Genomic DNA, 19,144 nt, shown 5'->3' with positions numbered 1-19,144 from the left:
TGTTTGAGTATTTATTATCAGACATTGTTAGTACTTCTATATAAAGGGGTAAGAAATATAAAGAACAAGCTTTTTTATACGATTTATTATCTGATTGTATTTTAAGTAAAATCACATTATCTCACACACCTTGTGTAGCAATATATTAACAATATTCCTTTTTTGATAGAAAAGAGTGTTGGCTTTAGTATAATAAATAGCGTTAAATATTACCCTTCTCAATTGAGATGATAATAAAATAGCTAAAAAAACAGCAAAAAAACGGGTGGAAAATTGCCATCTACGTGCTATTTTCGCAAAAATCATTGCTATTAAATAGAATTAAAAAATTTGGTTCTATTCAAAAGAATAGAGATATTAAAGAGTAGATTACATTTATTAGGGATGGGAAAATGAACGAAATACAAATATCAGTTATCAAAAAATTGTCAAAACAGAGACGTAAGCTTTATGTACGTTCTTCTATCAATTTAGCAAAGCTTGATAAGCAATTAAGTACACTTATTCCAATTCTTAATGAAACTATTGATGAAATAAAGAAAAAACAGCAGCAAAAAGATATAGAACAAAATCAATTTAAGAAAGCATCACAATTTTTTGAGTATCTAACTGAAAACGATAAAAGAGAGAACGCTATTTATGCATTAGAGTATTTACTTTTTTGTTTTGACAATGGCTGTAAAGTGATAAAAAAAGTAATACGAAGAGAATTAAAACCATTAGTACAAGGTATCGAGCATCTTATTGATTTTGAACTGAAAAAAGTAATAAAACCGTCTTGGTTTGCTCTATTTAATGGCTCCAAAGTATAAACGATAGGTTTTTAATAATCAAAAACTTGATTCATTCGTGTAAAAATAAATGCTAGTAGTGTCAACCTTTGCTGACAATTCCCTTTATTTCGTTGATATTTATGTATAATATCTAAAATTAGTTCAGGGTCACTCTGTGTTAAGAAGGTTTAAAATGCGTTTAGAAGTCACATGCGAAGATCGTATCGGGTTAACCCGTGAATTATTAGATCTGCTAGTACTGAAAAATATTGATTTGCGCGGAATTGAAATATTTCCTATAGGCCTAATTTACCTGAATTTTTCACAAGTCGATTTCAATATATTCCAGCCTTTAATGGCAGAAATAAGAAGAATTAATGGTGTTATTGATGTTCGCACAGTGGCATTTATGCCATCAGAACAAGAACACCGTGCAATGTGGACATTATTAGAATCAGTACCAGTGCCCGTTTTTTCGATTAATATAAAAGGGCAAATTAAGTTATTAAATCCAGCAACTCGCCAGCTTTTTGACTTAGCAAGTGATGACGACTCCGAAAAATCTTTCAATCAATTAATCCCTAATTTTAATATTCATCGTTGGTTAGACCAAAAAGATCCGCACGCTCAAGTTATTCCTATTAATCTAAAAAAACGAAAATATGATATGGAAATTGTGCCGATTAAATTGACGGATGATAACCAATTTCACCACTGTGTTGGTGCACTTATTCTACTGAAATATCATGGAATGCAGCATCATGAGCACCCTAAATTAATTATTAATGATGATAGTGGTTTTGCTCAAATAATCGCAGTTAGCTCTCAAATGAAACAGATTGTTGAGCGAGCTCGTAAAATGGCCAAAATGGATGATCCATTGCTATTAGTTGGTGATACTGGAACTGGAAAAGATATATTTGCAAAAGCCTGCCACCTCTTAAGTGATCGAGCAAGATTACCTTTTCTTGGGTTAAACTGCGCATCAATGCCTGATGATGTTGTTGAAAGTGAGCTTTTTGGTTATGCCGCGGGTGCTTATCCTAATGCATCTGAAGGGAAAAAAGGTTTCTTTGAGCAAGCTGATGGCGGGACTGTTTTACTTGATGAAATTGGTGAAATGTCACCACAGATGCAAATCAAATTACTGCGTTTTTTAAATGATGGTACATTTCGCCGTGTAGGTGAAGAGCAGGAAGTTAAAGTGGATGTACGTATTATTTGTGCAACTCAGAAAAATTTATGGGAATTAATGCAGAAGGGATTGTTCAGAGAAGATCTCTATTATCGGCTTAATGTTTTAACCCTAAAGTTGCCCCCTTTAAGAGAAAGAAAAGCAGATATTATGCCCCTTACTACACATTTTGTTGATCAATATTGTCTAGAGCAAAAAGTGGCGCATCCTCTCCTTTCACCAGAGCTTTCTAGCTATTTAATGCAATATTCCTGGCCTGGCAATGTGCGTCAATTACGTAATACTATCTACCAAGCTATGGCTCAATTAGTGGGAAATACGTTGCGTCAGCAAGATATCTCATTACCAGAACAGATTACAGATACTCTGTTTGATGAAGAGTTGTTAGAAGGTTCGTTAGATGAAATGACTAAACGATTTGAAGCTTCAATATTAACGCGATTATATCGTGATTATCCTAGTACACGTAAATTAGCAAAACGTTTAGGTATCTCTCATACTGCAATTGCGAATAAATTAAGAGAATACAATTTAACAAATAAAAAAAGTGATAAAAGTGAAAATTAATCGCTCCGGTGAGTAATATACTTATTAGATACTACAATAAAATAAACGGGCAATAGCCCGTTTATTTTTACAACCTATAATGCACCTAGAATAGATTATTTTAACGCGTTAAGTGCGTCATCATAATTTGGTTCAGTAGTGATTTCATCAACGAGTTGGGTATAAATAACTTTGTTATTTTCATCTAATACGATTACTGCTCGGCTTGTTAAACCAGCTAAAGGACCAGATGCAATGGCAACGCCATAATCTTCTTTAAACTGAGCGCCACGTAGAGTAGATAACGTTACTACATTATCTAAACCTTCAGCACCGCAAAAACGAGCTTGAGCAAAAGGTAAGTCAGCTGAAATACATAATACAATCGTATTATTTAATTCATTTGCAACTTTGTTAAATTGGCGAACACTTGCTGCACAAACACCAGTATCTACACTAGGAAAAATATTTAAAACTTTACGTTTACCAGCAAATTGGGCTAAAGAAACATCATTGAGGTCTTTACCCACTAAAGAAAAATCAGGTGCATTTTGACCTACAGTTGGGAAACTCCCTGCTAAAGTGACTGCGTTTCCTTGTAAAGTAACTTGATGTGCCATTGTTGCTCTCCTTTATTAGTTTTTAAACTAACGATTATTAATACTCATATTTGCGATAACATTGTTACCGCTTGACCATAATTAAATTTTATCATTACTAATGTAGCTGTAGCTGTAGCTGTAGCTGTAGCTGTAGCTGTAGCTAAAAAATGTAGTAACAGCTAAAAAGGCTGATTTTTATAAAATAATTGAAAACAGTGATTGTGCCTTTTTATCAGGCTCTTATAATTATTCAGTTCACTTTCACATAGACTACAGGACGAAACAGACATGCGCAAAACATTCGTCATTTCCTGCATACTGGTTGCCCAAGGGGTATTTACGTCGCAAGCTTATACTGCGGAGATCCCAAAAGGTGAAATACTGGATAAAAAACAAGAAGTTGTTCGCCATATAAAAGATGATCCGGCTACCTTAGATCCCACTAATTCAGTTGGTTTAGCTGAAGCACAGATCCAGCGAGATTTATTTGAAGGGTTGACGATAAAAGACAGACATGGACGCGCTATTCCTGGCGTTGCACAATCGTGGCGAACAGAGGATAACCGTATATGGATCTTTACTTTGCGCAACAATGCTAAATGGTCTAATGGTGAAAAAGTTACCGCATCAGATTTCGTATACAGCTGGCAACGATTGGTTGATCCTAAAAACCTTTCACCTTCTGCGTGGTATGTGTCTTTATCCTCGATAGAAAATGCACAAAAAATTATTGATGGAAAATTAAAGCCAACAGCATTGGGCGTAGAAGCCCTTGATGAACAAACATTAAAAATTACCTTAGAACGACCCGTCTCCTATTTCCCAAGTTTAACCACCCATTTCTCGTTATATCCTGTACCTCGTCATACTATTGAAAAATATGGTGCAGAGTGGATAAAAGTAGATAATTTAGTGGGAAATGGTGCCTTTGTTTTAAATGAACGGGTTGTTAATGAAAAAATCGTCCTAACACCAAACCGTTACTATTGGGATCATAAAAATACCGTTTTAACAAAAGTGACATTTTTACCAATTAATCATGAATCGCAAGCAACAAAACGTTATCTAGCCGGTGATATAGATATTACTGAATCCTTTCCTAAAAATTTATACCATAAATTAATGAAGGATATTCCAGACCAAGTTTATATTCCTAAACAACTGGGTACCTATTATTATGCATTTAACACACAATCAGGACCGACAAGTGATATTCGTGTACGCAAAGCATTGGCAATGGCAATAGATAGAAAAATTATTACAGAAAAAGTGCTAGGAACTGGCGAAAAACCAGCTAATCGGTTTACGCCTGATGTTACGGCAAACTTTATACCCGAGCCCACAATCTATGATGAATACAATCAAGATGAACTAGATAGCCAAGCCAAAATACTGCTATCAGCTGCGGGATATGGACCTCATAACCCACTAAAACTGTCACTTTTATATAATAACTCTGAGAATCATCAAAAAATAGCTATTGCAGTCGCATCAATGTGGAAGAAAAAATTAGGCGTAAAAGTTGAATTACGTAATCAAGAGTGGAAAACCTATATTGATAGTAGGAACTTAGGTGATTTTGATGTGATTAGAGCTTCATGGATGGGGGATTATAATGAACCATCAACGTTTTTAACTTTGTTAGGTTCTAAGCATGCGGGAAATATTTCTAAATATCAAAATCAGCAATATGATGAAATTTTGACGCTATCTGGAATAACCATTGATGATAACGAAAGAAATCGTCTTTATAACCGAGCTGAGCAAATAATTGCTGAAGATGCACCAATAGCGCCTATTTATCAATATACAAATGGACGATTAATTAAACCTTGGTTAAAAGGTTATCCTATTGAAAATCCTGAAGATGTAGCATATAGCCATTCATTATATATTTTAAAACATTAACATTATATCTCAGCGAAATATAAGACACTCAACTTTTTGGTTGGGTGTTTTTTTTATTTTTATTAATAGAGTCAAAGAGATTTTAATAAAAAAGAGAGGGTAAAAAAAGAACCCCTTTTAACAAGGGGCGTAGCAAAATAAAGCAGAGGTAACTTATTGTCTTGTTATAAATTATATTTAAAACGTTTAATTTGCACGTTTTTTATTGTTTCTAACTGTTACGGCTGTTACAAAAATTTTTTTAATAAAAAAAATCCCTCTGTTATAAAAACAGAAGGAGACTCAAAAGGAATAAACATTGCAGAATGAATGTTAATATATTTTTGCATTAATGTTTTGACTAATTGTGCAGTATAAGCAAATTTTAATATTACATCCTCTTTTTCTTATAGGTATATGTTCTTAATATTAACTGAAACTAATGTTATTAGTTGTTTAACTGCTTATATTTACAAATAAATCAATAATCAATTAATATTAGTTTTGTTAATAATTGTTACATGTTATCAACAGTTTTAGAATCGATATCCTAAAGAGAGTTGTATACCATCTAACTTAATACGTCTTTTATTAACCGTTGCATCGGAATAGAGATATCCCATATTGATTGAAATATACTCTATGGGATTATAATCAATACCACCTTGAGCTAAATAGTTGGATGTATTGACTACACAGTCATCCGTTGTGTTAATAAATGGATGATGCTTATCTTCATTGTATTTTATTTTTACTGGTCCCATTTGGGCATAAATTGAGAAGGCAGAATTAATTCGATAAGTAGGACCGATTAATACTGAAGTCATAGAATATTTTTGTTCTAAAATTGAGAGAGTGGGAAATCGCCCATCACTAAAATTTTTCTCACGGTTGGAATTAATATGTAGTAGGGATGCTAATAACCCCCATGTATTATCTGACTCATAACGATAGCTCAGTTGTGCGCCATGAGCTGTGTTACCTGTAATTTTGCTGTAAATGTAGCCACCATAAAATGTGTGAGCATCATTGTGAGCATATAAAGAGGATGAGTATGATAACGCTAAGAAGATAAGGGTAGTAATTAATTTTTTAGGTATATTCATTTTTGAGTATCTGCTTGTTTAAGATGACGCTATTTTTAGTGAGTTAAAAAATAAACTCAATATTAATTGATTGAAATTACTCTTAAAAAAAATTAGCAAGCTTACTCTTAGATTAAATAAAAAATCGGATTGCATAAATATATAATTATTGAATTAAAAAGAATAATGTTATTAAAAACATCATATAAATACTTTAGTTTTTATATTTAAATGGATAAATAAAGCAAGTATTTAAATAGAGTGATGGATCCTAAAATCCATCACGCTTTATCAGATAATTTACTTTTTATCTAGTACTTCAACTAATGTATATTTTACGCTTGGTGCATCCGCTGGCGGATTAGGAATATCTGTTACTTTTACTTTCAGTGTATATTCCGAACCACTCTTAAATTCAAAGCCTTCAATGTTTTGATAAAAAAGAGACCACTCACCAGAAGGGAGCTCTTTTATTTTCATACATTTCATAGGTGCAACACCGACACAATCATAAAGTTGAGAGTCTACAAGAAAGGTTTTTGTTGGCTCAGTTTGTGGATTAGCCGCTGATTCTGTCGTAGTAGCGTTATCACAACCTGCTAAAAGTAAAAATAAAGGAATAGCGAGAAATTTGTTCATATTAATGACCTTATTTTTAGGTACGACATACTAAGTATAGAATGTGGTTTATATATTGCTCAAGAAACTACACTTAATAGTAGGTAGTTTCCGAAGCATCCAATCATAAAATAACATATTCTTAGGTATATATTGAAAGTAATAGCATAAGGTAACTATCAACATTATTTTTAGTGTAAAAATCCTAAAGTAGAAAATATAATATAAATTTGCTGTTTTTTAATACAAAAAATCGTTAGGACAAGCAAAATTGACAAAAATAGTATGAAATAACATCTTGAAATATAATAATATAAAAGCTGCATATTCGAATAAACATATCCTCGTCAGCAGTGAAACTGGAATATTGTGTTAAGTGAGATATTTAAGAAGGATACTAAATGAATACAATTAATAATTCTGTTATCCAAAATTCCGATGCTATTTATGCCGCTCAGCTTAGTGGCAATGGCAGTACAAAAGAAATAACTTCAGATTCGATAGCGAGTAGCGAGCAACCTTTTTGGATTCATTTAGATTATCGTAAATCACAAAGCGCTCAGTGGATACAAGAAACGGCTCTATTGCCTCCTATTGCAAAAGATGTACTCTTGGCGGAAAACGTTAGACCAAAAGCACAACGTATTGGCGAAGGTGTAATTATTAATCTGCAAACAATTAATAATAATCCTAATGACCGTCCTGATGAACTCGTGGCGTTTAGAATTTATATTAATAGCCAAGTTATTGTCTCTAGCCGTCATCGTAGGGTGAATTCGGTAGATTCTGTTATTCATACTTTAGAATTAGGTGATGGTCCTGAATGTAGTGGTGATTGGCTTATTACTATGGCTGATGCTGTCACGGATGAAATTGGTGAATTTGTAGAAACACTTCATGACCAATTAATTGAACTAGAAGATATGATCCTCGATCAGCAAATTCCAGCAAGAGGGGAACTCGCATTATTGCGTAAACAACTTATTGTATTACGTCGTTACATGGCGCCCCAACGAGATGTTTTCTCTAGATTATCAATAGAGAAGCTACCTTGGATGAGTGATAGTGACAGAGTGACGATGTTGGAAATATCAGAACGACTTTCCCGGCGTTTAGAAGACTTGGATAGCAGTATTTCACGTACCGCAGTTATTGCAGATGAAATTACTTCAATGATGGCTGATGCAATGAATCGACGGACTTATACTATGTCGCTAATGGCAATGCTCTTTTTACCTACAACTTTTCTGACTGGATTATTTGGTGTGAATTTAGGGGGGATCCCTGGAAATGAGTTTCCTTATGGCTTCACTATTTTTTGTATGTCGCTACTGTTTTTAATTATTATTGTTACCTGGTGGTTAAAGCGTAGTAGATGGTTGTAAATATTCAGAAAATTAATCGTAACTAAATGGATTTAAAAAAGAATTCTCTAACTCTGTTTGAGATATATCAATTTTTAAAAGTGAAACATCTGGCACTATAACTCTCGCAGGTGAATACAACGTTGAGCGATGAACGTTGTGCTCCATAATTGTAGTTTTTCTCATATTGAGTTCTTAATACAGAATAATTGACCATTATTACACCGGTGTCTAATGACATCGGTTTTTTTTTGTATCTATCTTTCGTTCATAATGATTTTTGAACATAAAAATCCCCAGAAAAGAGAATATCGTTTTCTAGGGATCCGATGATTTATTTAACTTCAATAATATCTAATCTATCTTGGCTAAAATTAGGTCGTTCATCTTCTTCTGGTGAAATTAGTGGCGTTGATGGAATTTCATCTTTATCAAATGCTAAATCTCCACCATTAATGACTTCATCGCCATGTTTGAGACCGACAAAATCAAATAATTGAGTATCACATAAATGAGATGGAACAATATTTTGTGTCGCTCTAAACATGGTTTCAATTCGACCAGGGTAGCGTTTATCCCAATCTCTTAGCATCTCTTTAATAACTTGGCGCTGTAGATTTGGTTGTGAGCCACAAAGATTACATGGAATAATTGGGAATAGCTTTGCTTGAGCAAAGCGCTCGATATCTTTTTCACGAGCATAAGCAAGAGGGCGAATAACGATATGTTTACCGTCATCACTCATTAATTTTGGTGGCATACCTTTGAGTTTTCCACCATAGAACATATTTAAAAATAGCGTCTCTAAAATATCATCACGATGATGACCTAAAGCAATTTTAGTTGCGCCAATTTCAGTTGCTGTACGATATAAAATACCACGACGTAAACGAGAGCATAAAGAGCAGGTAGTTTTACCTTCTGGAATAATATCTTTTACGATCCCATAAGTATTTTCTTCAACAATCTTATATTCAACACCAAGCTGTTCTAAATATTCAGGTAAAATATGCTCAGGAAAACCAGGTTGTTTTTGATCTAAGTTAACGGCAATAAGTGAAAAGTGAATCGGAGCACTTTTTTGCAGATTCATTAAGATAGAAAGCAATGTATAGCTATCTTTACCACCAGAAAGGCAGACCATAATTCTGTCGCCATCTTCAATCATATTAAAGTCAGCGATAGCTTGCCCAACATCACGGCGTAGGCGTTTTTGTAATTTGTTAAAATTATACTGCTCTTTTGGAATGCTCATTTTTACGTTTCTATATTGTTGCTGATTGTTCTGTAATTTGCTGATAAATATCTTTTTTTAACCGATGTTATTTCTATCAACACCTATTTTAAGTCGATCTGAAATTTTAAAAAATGGTATAAAGATCAATTAGATTTAATGTAGATATAAATAATTCATAGGCAAAAAATACTCGTTATTTATGGCAAGGAAATTGATAAGCCGCAATGATAGCAGATGGTAGGGTAGTTTCGATATAGATTCGATGCAGATAAGTAAAATGGAAACCGTTTAGGCGTTAATATAACGCGTTTTATAGCCTCACAATATTATGAGGCTAGATGATTTTTTAAAGATAATATCCATCTACAGAATGATTTTCTCTCAATACAGAATCTCTTCTGCGTTGTTCTGTAAGTTTTGATAATGTGTTATCAGAAACACAAGTAAGCGCATCTTGAGGACAAAATTCAACACAAGCAGGACCTTGCTCTCGGTGCTTACATAAGTCACATTTTATAATATCCATATGAATTTGCTGCCCTAATTCTAAAAAAGAGCGCTGAGAGCTATGGTTGCCTTTTATCAATTCAATCGCACCAAATGGACAAGCTAATAGACATGCTCGACAACCAATACAATTATCAGGGTGAGTTTCTACACTATTTTCCCCAAGTATTAACGCTTTTGTTTGGCAAGCTTCGGCACAAGGCGCATCTTCACATTGATGGCAAACAGAAGCAGTAAAGTAATTCATTAATCGAATAATACGTATTCTAGGATGAAAGTTTTTCTTATCAAGAAAATCCCCCCCATCCTTTTCTGATGTATGGCTGACAGAACAAGCAATTTCACACGTTTTACAACCAATACATTTTTGAGAGTCAATTACAATTAGGCTATTTATCTCATTACCTATTTCTCTGGTTATATCTATTATGATATAACGAGTGTTGAGATGTTTTAATAATATTAATCAAACTTAGGTGGGTTAAGTAGTTATTAATAAAATTATTTTACCTTAAAGAGAATTATTATTCTTTAAGAGGTAATCAATGCCAATTTAGTCGCAAATCCCATAAAGAATAATCCAATAATTCCATTTCCTGCTTTAGCCATGCTTTTACGAGAACCAAAAAATCGAGCAAGAGCAACGCCACCAAAAATTAAAAATGAAAGATAGATAAAACTAAATGTTTCAAGCATTGAGGCAAGAATTAAGTAAGATAAGCCAGTATGTGCATAGTTAAAGTCAATAAACTGCACAAAAAAGGAGATATAAAATAAGATCGCTTTTGGATTGGTTAAGCTAAGAGTCAGTGCTTTTCTGAATACATGTTCCTGTAGACTCATTGCTTCAGCTGAATTTTTTTCTCGTGAAAAGAAATTAACGTAAATTATTTTTATCCCTAAATAGAGCAGATAAAAAGCACCAAGAAAGCGAACAATGGTAAAAAGGAGAGGCGATGCTTTTATTACAGATGCAACACCAATAAAGGCTAAAAAGATTAAAATGGCGTCACCAATAAATACCCCCAATGCAGCTCGATAACCGGCAGCAACACCGCGTGAGGCGCTGGTTTTAAGTACATAGAGTGAATTTGGACCAGGAACAATAATAATAAAAAACATACCCGCTAGATATGTCCAAATATTAAGTACCCCAAATTGCTCAAGCCACACGTTTAACCTCCACGCTAATAGTTATTTTTACTTATTCGGATAAGTAGATTCAATTTTATATTATATAAAAATAATCTAGCCAATTTAAACGTATATTTTTCTCGATAATCAGGATAATTATTTATAACTTAAGTATTTTTCTTGGAAATATTTAATGATTTTAGTAGAAAATATTAGGAGATGGTTCTGTTACAAAAAATAGTGGACTATATTTACAGTTAAATAAAAAAGCCATAAAAAACAAATTGTTACCATCTATTAATAAGATGTGGTGTTTTATCTCAACAATTGAGCCCTTTTTAAGGTAAATGTGATGGATATGCAAGGATAAGTGAATTATATTTAATGTGGATTTATACAGTGTTTTAGTTGAGTGTTCACTAAAGGAAATATCATGCTAAAAGTTATCGCAGAAGATTTTATTCAAACAGAAGCTATTAATATAGTGTTACCACTTTATCGTGAGCTCGTTGAAGCAACAAAAAAAGAGCCTCTTTGCATTAGTTATGATCTGTATATTGATGAAAAAGATCCGGGTCATTTTATTTTTATTGAAGAGTGGCCAGATCACGCGGCATTAGATACGCACTGTAATAGTGAACATTTCCGGCGATTAGTACCAATGATTAACCAATATATAAAAGCAGAACCTAAATTTATATTGATGGAAAGCGCATTAAATAGAGCATAATAGTGCTTATTTGTATGAAAAGATTTTAGGTAACAGACTTTATGTTAGCAAACTACATATCCCATATTATCAATATGGATAATAATTATCATAATTTAACGCATGTTAAACAGCATGATGAGTTAAAAGAGGTTATAACGTCTACACAAACTTGGCAGTTTAATGATGGTGTTATTCTTAAGTGTGTCGAAGAGATAGAAACTGAGCATTATGATAATGATGCTCAGTGCCCCGAACATTGGATAACGTGGGAAATTATTGAATCAAACCATAAACCGATCTCACCACGTCGGAAAGAGTTTTTTAATTTATGCCAGCAAGCTTTTTGGTTAAAAATGCAACTAGCAAATAGAGCATAAAAGGTATTTAAACAAGGGAGTTCGCATGGGGAAAATAGAAAACGAGCAAGAATATCTAGATGTGGTTTTTGATAAGTTAGATATTGCGGGGCTTACATTTAAAGAAATCGTATTTGAGAAGTGTGAGTTCAATAATTGTGATTTTTCATCAGCAAGTTTAACTTATTGCAAATTTATTAACTGCTTATTTAACCAATGTAATTTAAGTTTGATTGAGGTAAGAAATACGCGGTTTTCTAATCTAGAGTTTATAGGGTGTAAACTTGTCGGTATTGATTGGACAAAAGCCTATTGGCCACGATTTGATTTTTATTCTCAGCTAAGTTTTAAAAGTAGTATTTTAAGTGGTTGTAATTTTTTTGAATTGAAGCTTCATGAATCTATTTTTGAAGATTGTCGCCTGCATGATGTTGATTTTAGACATGCTGAATTGCAAAAATCAGTTATGATTAATTCTGATTTAACAAATAGTTTATTTATGCAGACAAATTTGGAATTTGTTGATTTTAGTGATTCGCACTCATTTGATATTGATATTCGCCAAAATAAAATAACAAAAGCTAAATTTTCCAAATTTGAAGCGTTAGAACTGTTGAGATATTTAGATATTCAATTGGTAGATTAGCTTTTTTATTTGGTGACATTACTGCCATATAAAATAGCAGAGCAACATAAGAACAGTGAAAATTCAATAATAATGATGGCCACTACAGTTGAAGTGGCTTTTTTATTTTTTATTTATCGGGCTTGAATTTAACTGTTTTTTTTATACTTAAACTACTGTCATAAGGGTTATCTTACATGTTTTTTTTGTTTAATTTAACTTAAGTTTTGATATTTTTTATATTGTATAATTTACTGATTGAAAATCGAACTTTTAATTTATTTTATGCTTAACTGGTTTTTTTTCTTTGATTTTATAGTCTTAATATTTTATTGGTGATAGGTGAAAGTATGGTAAGTTTATTTTTGATTAAGATAGTTGTTCTATTGTCACTTCATTAATAAGAAAATCTTTATTATTTTGGTTTGTTGTCGTATTATTTAAGCACAATATTATTGAATGATAAGAAAATTAACAGCTAAAGTTTTATTTTAGTTGCCTTCTTATATATTCATTTTGGCTTATTTATTATATTGAGAATAAAGATGAAACGTAATTTACTCATTTCTGCTACTGTATTAGCTATCTCCACAATCTCTTTTGGCGCACAAGCGGCATTAAATAATACTTTCTCCGTTGGTTATGCGCAGACTACCATCAAGCTTGATGATGATAAAATAGATGACAACCCAAAAGGTATTAACTTTAAATATAACTATGAGTTAAATGATAGCTGGGGTGTTATTGGCTCATTAACTTATACCAAACTCACTTATAACTACTATGAGTATTGGAGCAAAGTAGGTTCTTCAGAAGTTAATTACTTTTCACTAACGGCTGGTCCAAGCTATCGCTTTAATGACTATGTTAGTGCTTATGGTTTAATTGGTCTTGGACATGTAAATCAAGAAGATAAATATTATGGTGAGAAAGATGACTATAATAAAACGTCAATGGCATATGGTTTAGGTTTACAAGTAAATCCGCTGCCTAATATTGCTATTGATGCTTCATATGAATATTCTAAGTTAGACGATGCTAAATTTGGTACTTGGGTATTAGGTGTAGGTTACCGTTTCTAATACCACTAAATAAATAAGTATTATCATAAGAGATCATCTTGATGATCTCTTTTTTTATAATTATTTATTTAATGATAATTCAATTAACTAAGCTATCTAATTAAATCTTTCACATAGGGTGTTTTTTATAGTGCTCTGTCTCGCCTATTTCTTTTAAAATAAAATTATTATTTTATTGTTCTTATTTGGTTAATAAGTAATTTGTGATTTTTTAAGCTTGTTTTATTATTTAAATTGAGTTTTTATTGATTAATATTCAAACAATATTGATTAATTACTTATTTCTCTTTTTTAATAATATTGAGTCTGTAAATGAAATTAAAATTATTTATTTCTTCATCTATAATCATCGTTTTTTCTACACTTTCTTTTAACGCATTTGCATCATTAAAAAATACAGTATCAGTAGGCTATGCTCAGAGTGGTCTTAAAGTTGATGGGGTAAAATCGAAACAAGATCCACGAGGATTTAATCTTAAATATCACCGTGAAATAGGTAATGGGTTTGGTATTATTGGCTCGTTTTCCTATAATAAACGGGCTTATGAACAATCTGCATCTGATAATCTAACAACGGAATTAGATTTAAGTTATTATTTATTAAGCACAGGTCCAAGCTATCGTTTTAATCAATATATTAATTTATATGGTTTAGTTGGCATGAGTAGTATGAGCGCTAAAGTTAATAAGCATAATACAAATATGAGAAGTAAAGAAGAAGCAACTGAATTTTCGAATAGTTATGGGGTAGGTATGCAGTTTAATCCCTTGCCTTATTTAGCTGTGGATGCTTCTTATGAATACTCTCAAATTGCAGGCATTAATTTTGGCACTTGGGTCTTTGGTGTTGGATACAGATTCTAATAATTATTTTTAAATAATGCCACATTATGTGGCTTTATTTTTATAAGTATAGAGTTCAATAACTAGAATAATTTACATCTAAAAAAGAAGGTTGTAATAAGGTGGTTATTCGGTTTGCTAACTTATTTTGAGTTGAAAAAGTATTTTATCTCCAAGTAGGTAAAAATAGAGCCATTTTTTCACTAGTCTTTTTCCTGGCTTTAAATGATGAGATATTGCAAATTCTTCATTTTATTAGCTGCCTTTTTGGTCGATTTTTAATTTTAATTCTATTAAAAATCATTTTTAATCTAAATGAGATTTTTAATAAAAAATAATTAGTTAAACCTTAAGTACAAACGACTACTTCTAATCTTTTATTGATTTATCTTTAGCCGAAAGTATTCCTTTAATAAAGTTATATTCAAAACTCCTTTATTTAATGTTGTATTACTTAATATATTGGGGTCTTATCTATGTTTAAAAAATCTTTGATCGTACTAGCCCTCGCTCCTTTTTTTGTTCAAGCCGCGTCTATCGATGACAATAATGATCTTGATGTCCCAGTTTCAATGCCAAATGTTTCAACCAGTTTAGTTGAACAATCTGGGGGCGTTAAAGTAGGATCTGGTTTTATCGATCCCATTGATAACAATTCAATTATTATTGGTAATACAGCGGACGATAAAGATATTCCCGCTGAAAATCCAAATAAGTTATTGCCTAAAGATAAACCAAGACCTCCTGTTGCTAAATCTGATTCTGATATTGCTATTGGTAATAGTGCATATGCTGATAGTCAGTTATCAGGAGCACCGGCATTAGCGTTTGGTAATGCGGCAGTTTCTAAAGGTGAAGGTTCTGTCGCTATTGGTTCAAAAGCTGTTTCAAATGGTTTAGGTGGCATAGCCATTGGTGATGCATCTAAACAAAATAATGGTGGGATAAGCATCGGTAGTAATTCAAATGCCGGTGTTGGTAGTAAACTTACAGCACCTGATGGCTCTGAATTTGAAAGTAATCAAAGTGTTGCAATTGGTACGGATGCCAAAGTCGTGAATAATGCAAGAGAATCTATTGCATTAGGTGCTAATTCAGTCGCAGGAAAAATGTCTACAGAAAAAGCACTATTTTTAGATGAGAATAATAGAGCAGGACAGAATGTTGGTGAGTTATCAGTAGGACAAAGTGCTGAAAATAGCCAATGGGGTGAAAAAGATACCTATCGGCGTATCACTAATGTTGCTGGCGGTGCCGAAGATACAGATGTTGCTAATATTGCTCAATTAAAAGCAGTAAATGAAACCGCAACTGAAGCTAAAACAACGGCTGATGGCGCAAAAATAGCCGCCGATAATGCTCAAACGACAGCAACAGAAGCCAAAACAGCAGCCGGTACAGCATTAACAACGGCGAATGATGCCAAAACGACAGCGGATACGGCGTTAACAACAGCAACAGAAGCTAAAACGACAGCGGGTACAGCGTTAACAACGGCAAATGAGGCTAAAACTGCCGCTGATAATGCTCAAAATACAGCTAATACAGCATTGACTACTGCAACGGATGCTAAAGCCACAGCAGGAACAGCCTTAACTACCGCAAATGAAGCGAAAGCCACCGCAGCAACAGCGCTAACCACTGCCACAGGAGCCAAAACAGCTGCGGATAATGCACAAAAAACCGCTGATGGCGCTCAAACAACAGCAAATACTGCATTAAACTCAGTTAATGAGGTTAAAACAACGGTTAATGAAGTCAAAACAACCGCTAATACAGCGTTAACAACAGCCAACGAAGCTAAAACAACCGCGAATACAGCGCTGACCTCTGTTAATGAGGTAAAAGTAACAGCTAATACGGCACTGACAACGGCAACCGATGCCAAAACAACAGCTAATCAAGCTCAGACTAGCGCAGATAAAGCACAAACTAGTGCTGATAATGCTCAAAACACGGCTGTGGATGCAAAAAATATTGCCAATACGGCAAATACAACCGCTAATAATGCCAATTACACATCTAACATTGCAAATAATACGGCAAATACGGCAAATAATACGGCAAATATTGCCAATAAAACCGCAAATAATGCTTGGAACTTAGCAACACATAATAGTGCGCGTATTGATAAGTTAGAAAATAGAATGAATGATTTTGATGACAAAATGAAACGTGGTTTTGCAATGTCAGCCGCAACGGCTAATTTATTCCAACCTTATAGTGTGGGTAAATTTAATGTCAGTGCAGCTATCGGAGGATATAACTCTGAAAATGCGATTGCAGTGGGAAGTGGTTACCGTTTTAATGAAAATATCGCCGCTAAAGCCAGTGTATCTACCTCAACATCAAATTCTGGTGATTTAATGTATGGTGCGGGTGTGAATTTTGAGTGGTAAAAAAAAGAGAGAATGTAGATAGAAATAGAGGTCAGCTAATCGCTGGCCTTTTTAATTTATTATTGACTGTTGTTAATCTCAATTTAATATAACAGTTTTTAAGGAGTCATTATGTTGACAATAATAAAAGCCAACCCTTCACATTATGATGAGATAATGGAGGTATGGGAATCATCAGTGAGGGCGACACATCACTTTTTAACGCAAGAAATTATTCAATCGCTAAAAGCAGATATCTTATCGCAATATTTACCGATGCTTACTCTGTACGTTGCTATGGATAAAAATAAGGTTATTGGTGGTGTATTAGGTACGGCTGAAAATAGATTGGAAATGTTATTTGTTGCTGCTGTTTCAAGAGGTCAAGGATGTGGAAAGCAGCTATTAAAATTTGCTGTCGAAAAACTAAATATTGATGAATTAGATGTCAATGAACAAAATCCACAAGCCGTCGGTTTTTATTATTATATGGGATTTGATCAAATAGGGCGTTCTGAATTGGATGGACAGGGAAATCCATATCCATTGTTACATTTAAAGTTAAATAGAGATAAGTATAAGTACTGAAAATAACTATTATAGATTAATCTCACAATGTAATTTGATTTATGTCGTAATAATCCCTCTCGTTTAATGAAATAATTTTAGTTAATAACAACATATTGTGTAAGTAAATGGCAGGGTGATTTCTTCCACACTAAAAATAATTCTAAAATTAAGGTGGATTACGATGATAAAAAAATTTGCAGCTATCTTATCTTTATTTTTTATTACTGCTTGTTCTGAATCACAAGAGGATAGAGTCATTGCATATTGTATGGATGCATTGAGTGTTTATAGTAAAGTAACTAAAGAGCAGTGTATCTGTTTTTATAATGACGCTGAGAAAAAATTCTCATCAACAGAAATAGATAATATGGTGACATCTCCCGCCAAGAGAAAAGAAGCTGAATTAACAAAAGAGGGAATGATGTTTTTAACTATTGCACATTCGTCGCACTGTTTTGAATGATTTCTATTTTATTTGGCTACATAAAAGCGCATTTAGGCGCTTTTTTTTGTTTTTATACTATGAGGTTAAGTGATTTTAGCCATTTTTAAGATGTGGCTATTTTTTGCAATACCACAAAATTGATAAATGATAAGGCGCTAATGGAATATTATTTTTACTGTATTTATGTCCAGTTCTTGTTGAGTCTTCGTTATTTATTATGGAGTAGAAAATGTCACAATTACGTTTGTCATATCCAAAACTCAGTGCAGAAGCCTATTCTGGTTTAATAAAATGCAAAACTGCACTAGAAGGTAGCTCGTTAGAGTTGCCGCTTATTGAATTAGTATATTTAAGAATATCGCAGATTAACGGTTGCGCTTTTTGTCTTGAAATGCACAGTACTTCATTACGTAAACACGATGTGGCGCAAAATAAATTGGATGCCCTTAATGGTTGGCAAGTTAGCGAACGTTTTTCACCAAGAGAACGTGCCGCTTTAATTTGGACTGAAGCTGTGACTCATCTTTCAGCAGTAACTACCGATGATGCTATTTATCGACAAGTTAAAGCACATTTTACGGATGCTGAAATGAGCGATTTAACCGTTGCTATCGGCTTAATGAATGCATTTAATCGTATTGCAGTAAGCTTGCGCCAATAATGATATCAGGCGTAGAAAATCACGTTAAGATAGCTATGTGATAGTGATTGCAGAACAGCGAATTAAGATAAAGATAAGATTGGTTGCCTAAAATTAAAATCGCCAGCCAAATAAAAATAGAAGGCTGGCGAAAATAAAAATAATGCTATGACTTCCAGATAATATGAAACATAGGTTGTAACGGATCGCGGCTAATTAAGACTCGACCAAAAATATCATCGATATCGGCATCGTTATCTGGAGCAAGACCAATAATCACTTCACTAAAACGTGCTGATGTTATCGGAAGTCCAACAATAAACTGCCAGTCATTACCTAATGGAACCACTTCAGCAGCGCCTCGTTCTTCAAATTGCAGGTTAAAAAGGAGTTGGTCTGCAACATCTAAATTATCAGCCGCTTGTGCTAAAAATAGATCATAGGCTTGTTCAAGGGCTTCATCTTCACTGATCAATGTTGGTTCATTCATGGTAATGCCTGTTATTGTTTCTAAAATTGTCGCGTTGTTTATAGCGTATTTTGCT

20 protein-coding genes and 1 pseudogene are annotated in these 19,144 nt (G+C 33.3%); 13 read left to right on the top strand and 8 right to left on the bottom strand.

Features of this window, described 5'->3' with window-relative positions:
- Positions 1 to 392 precede the first annotated feature (392 nt).
- A complete protein-coding gene (locus tag ABN099_RS08610) occupies positions 393 to 812 on the top strand; it encodes a hypothetical protein (RefSeq protein WP_349463256.1) in 420 nt (139 codons plus the stop codon).
- A gap of 154 nt (positions 813 to 966) precedes the next feature.
- Positions 967 to 2,535 carry a transcriptional regulator TyrR gene (gene tyrR, locus ABN099_RS08605; protein WP_349463255.1) on the top strand — a complete coding sequence of 523 codons (1,569 nt, stop codon included), beginning with the start codon at positions 967 to 969 and terminating at the stop codon, positions 2,533 to 2,535.
- 95 nt (positions 2,536 to 2,630) lie between these two features.
- Here tyrR and tpx read toward each other — a convergent pair whose 3' ends face one another.
- On the bottom strand, positions 2,631 to 3,134 hold the full coding sequence (gene tpx / locus ABN099_RS08600; protein ID WP_349463253.1) for a thiol peroxidase: 504 nt from the start codon (positions 3,132 to 3,134) through the stop codon (positions 2,631 to 2,633).
- Positions 3,135 to 3,404: 270 nt separating this feature from the next.
- Here tpx and ABN099_RS08595 point away from each other — a divergent pair, with 270 nt between their 5' ends.
- Positions 3,405 to 5,024, top strand: a complete 1,620-nt coding sequence (locus ABN099_RS08595; RefSeq protein ID WP_349463251.1) for a peptide ABC transporter substrate-binding protein — start codon at positions 3,405 to 3,407, stop codon at positions 5,022 to 5,024.
- A gap of 515 nt (positions 5,025 to 5,539) precedes the next feature.
- Here ABN099_RS08595 and ABN099_RS08590 read toward each other — a convergent pair.
- Together ABN099_RS08590 and ABN099_RS08585 are read right to left on the bottom strand one after the other, a co-directional pair.
- Entirely contained in the window at positions 5,540 to 6,109 is a 570-nt protein-coding gene (locus ABN099_RS08590; RefSeq protein ID WP_349463250.1) for an Ail/Lom family outer membrane beta-barrel protein, read from the bottom strand.
- A 279-nt stretch (positions 6,110 to 6,388) separates the two neighbouring features.
- Positions 6,389 to 6,727 carry a DUF4377 domain-containing protein gene (locus ABN099_RS08585; RefSeq protein ID WP_349463248.1) on the bottom strand — a complete coding sequence of 113 codons (339 nt, stop codon included), beginning with the start codon at positions 6,725 to 6,727 and terminating at the stop codon, positions 6,389 to 6,391.
- Positions 6,728 to 7,107: 380 nt separating this feature from the next.
- On the opposite strand from ABN099_RS08585, the gene zntB reads away from it, so the two are divergent.
- Positions 7,108 to 8,091, top strand: coding sequence for a zinc transporter ZntB (gene zntB / locus ABN099_RS08580; protein ID WP_349463247.1), 984 nt, complete (start codon positions 7,108 to 7,110; stop codon positions 8,089 to 8,091).
- 313 nt (positions 8,092 to 8,404) lie between these two features.
- Here the strand turns inward: zntB and ttcA are convergent, their stop codons facing one another.
- From ttcA to leuE, 4 genes and pseudogenes are all read right to left on the bottom strand, one after another.
- The gene (ttcA, locus tag ABN099_RS08575) at positions 8,405 to 9,325 is read right to left on the bottom strand and encodes a tRNA 2-thiocytidine(32) synthetase TtcA (protein ID WP_349463246.1); all 921 of its coding nucleotides are present in this window, start codon (positions 9,323 to 9,325) and stop codon (positions 8,405 to 8,407) included.
- A gap of 328 nt (positions 9,326 to 9,653) precedes the next feature.
- Positions 9,654 to 10,061, bottom strand: a complete 408-nt coding sequence (locus ABN099_RS08570; protein WP_349463245.1) for a 4Fe-4S dicluster domain-containing protein — start codon at positions 10,059 to 10,061, stop codon at positions 9,654 to 9,656.
- A gap of 78 nt (positions 10,062 to 10,139) precedes the next feature.
- A pseudogene (locus tag ABN099_RS19055) lies at positions 10,140 to 10,193 on the bottom strand (4Fe-4S binding protein); the annotation flags it as partial.
- Positions 10,194 to 10,345: 152 nt separating this feature from the next.
- On the bottom strand, positions 10,346 to 10,936 hold the full coding sequence (gene leuE / locus ABN099_RS08565; RefSeq protein WP_432807501.1) for a leucine efflux protein LeuE: 591 nt from the start codon (positions 10,934 to 10,936) through the stop codon (positions 10,346 to 10,348).
- Positions 10,937 to 11,381: 445 nt separating this feature from the next.
- Between leuE and ABN099_RS08560 the strand changes: the two genes are divergently transcribed.
- The 9 genes from ABN099_RS08560 (at position 11,382) to ABN099_RS08520 (ending at position 18,620) form a co-directional block, all read left to right on the top strand.
- Complete coding sequence (locus tag ABN099_RS08560) at positions 11,382 to 11,678, top strand: putative quinol monooxygenase (RefSeq protein WP_349463243.1); 297 nt, start codon at positions 11,382 to 11,384, stop codon at positions 11,676 to 11,678.
- Between the two features lie 41 nt (positions 11,679 to 11,719).
- Positions 11,720 to 12,037 carry a hypothetical protein gene (locus ABN099_RS08555; protein WP_349463241.1) on the top strand — a complete coding sequence of 106 codons (318 nt, stop codon included), beginning with the start codon at positions 11,720 to 11,722 and terminating at the stop codon, positions 12,035 to 12,037.
- A 25-nt stretch (positions 12,038 to 12,062) separates the two neighbouring features.
- Positions 12,063 to 12,662: a pentapeptide repeat-containing protein gene (locus tag ABN099_RS08550; protein WP_349463240.1), complete on the top strand. Its 600-nt coding sequence runs from the start codon at positions 12,063 to 12,065 to the stop codon at positions 12,660 to 12,662.
- A gap of 524 nt (positions 12,663 to 13,186) precedes the next feature.
- The gene (locus ABN099_RS08545) at positions 13,187 to 13,723 is read left to right on the top strand and encodes an Ail/Lom family outer membrane beta-barrel protein (RefSeq protein ID WP_349463239.1); all 537 of its coding nucleotides are present in this window, start codon (positions 13,187 to 13,189) and stop codon (positions 13,721 to 13,723) included.
- Between the two features lie 312 nt (positions 13,724 to 14,035).
- Positions 14,036 to 14,587 (top strand): Ail/Lom family outer membrane beta-barrel protein, encoded by a 552-nt coding sequence (locus ABN099_RS08540; RefSeq protein ID WP_349463238.1) that lies wholly within the window; start codon positions 14,036 to 14,038, stop codon positions 14,585 to 14,587.
- Positions 14,588 to 15,042: 455 nt separating this feature from the next.
- A complete protein-coding gene (locus ABN099_RS08535) occupies positions 15,043 to 16,965 on the top strand; it encodes a YadA-like family protein (RefSeq protein WP_349463237.1) in 1,923 nt (640 codons plus the stop codon).
- Between the two features lie 114 nt (positions 16,966 to 17,079).
- Positions 17,080 to 17,532 carry a GNAT family N-acetyltransferase gene (locus tag ABN099_RS08530; RefSeq protein WP_432807500.1) on the top strand — a complete coding sequence of 151 codons (453 nt, stop codon included), beginning with the start codon at positions 17,080 to 17,082 and terminating at the stop codon, positions 17,530 to 17,532.
- A gap of 163 nt (positions 17,533 to 17,695) precedes the next feature.
- Entirely contained in the window at positions 17,696 to 17,977 is a 282-nt protein-coding gene (locus ABN099_RS08525) for a hypothetical protein (protein ID WP_349463235.1), read from the top strand.
- Between the two features lie 211 nt (positions 17,978 to 18,188).
- Positions 18,189 to 18,620 (top strand): carboxymuconolactone decarboxylase family protein, encoded by a 432-nt coding sequence (locus tag ABN099_RS08520; protein WP_349463233.1) that lies wholly within the window; start codon positions 18,189 to 18,191, stop codon positions 18,618 to 18,620.
- A 145-nt stretch (positions 18,621 to 18,765) separates the two neighbouring features.
- On the opposite strand, the gene ABN099_RS08515 is transcribed toward ABN099_RS08520, so the two are convergent.
- Complete coding sequence (locus tag ABN099_RS08515; protein ID WP_432807499.1) at positions 18,766 to 19,095, bottom strand: HI1450 family dsDNA-mimic protein; 330 nt, start codon at positions 19,093 to 19,095, stop codon at positions 18,766 to 18,768.
- Positions 19,096 to 19,144: the final 49 nt, after the last annotated feature.

Source organism: Proteus hauseri (genome assembly GCF_040139125.1).
Taxonomy (GTDB): Bacteria; Pseudomonadota; Gammaproteobacteria; order Enterobacterales; family Enterobacteriaceae; genus Proteus; species Proteus hauseri_B.
This window is presented reverse-complemented; position numbering and strand designations above follow the sequence as displayed.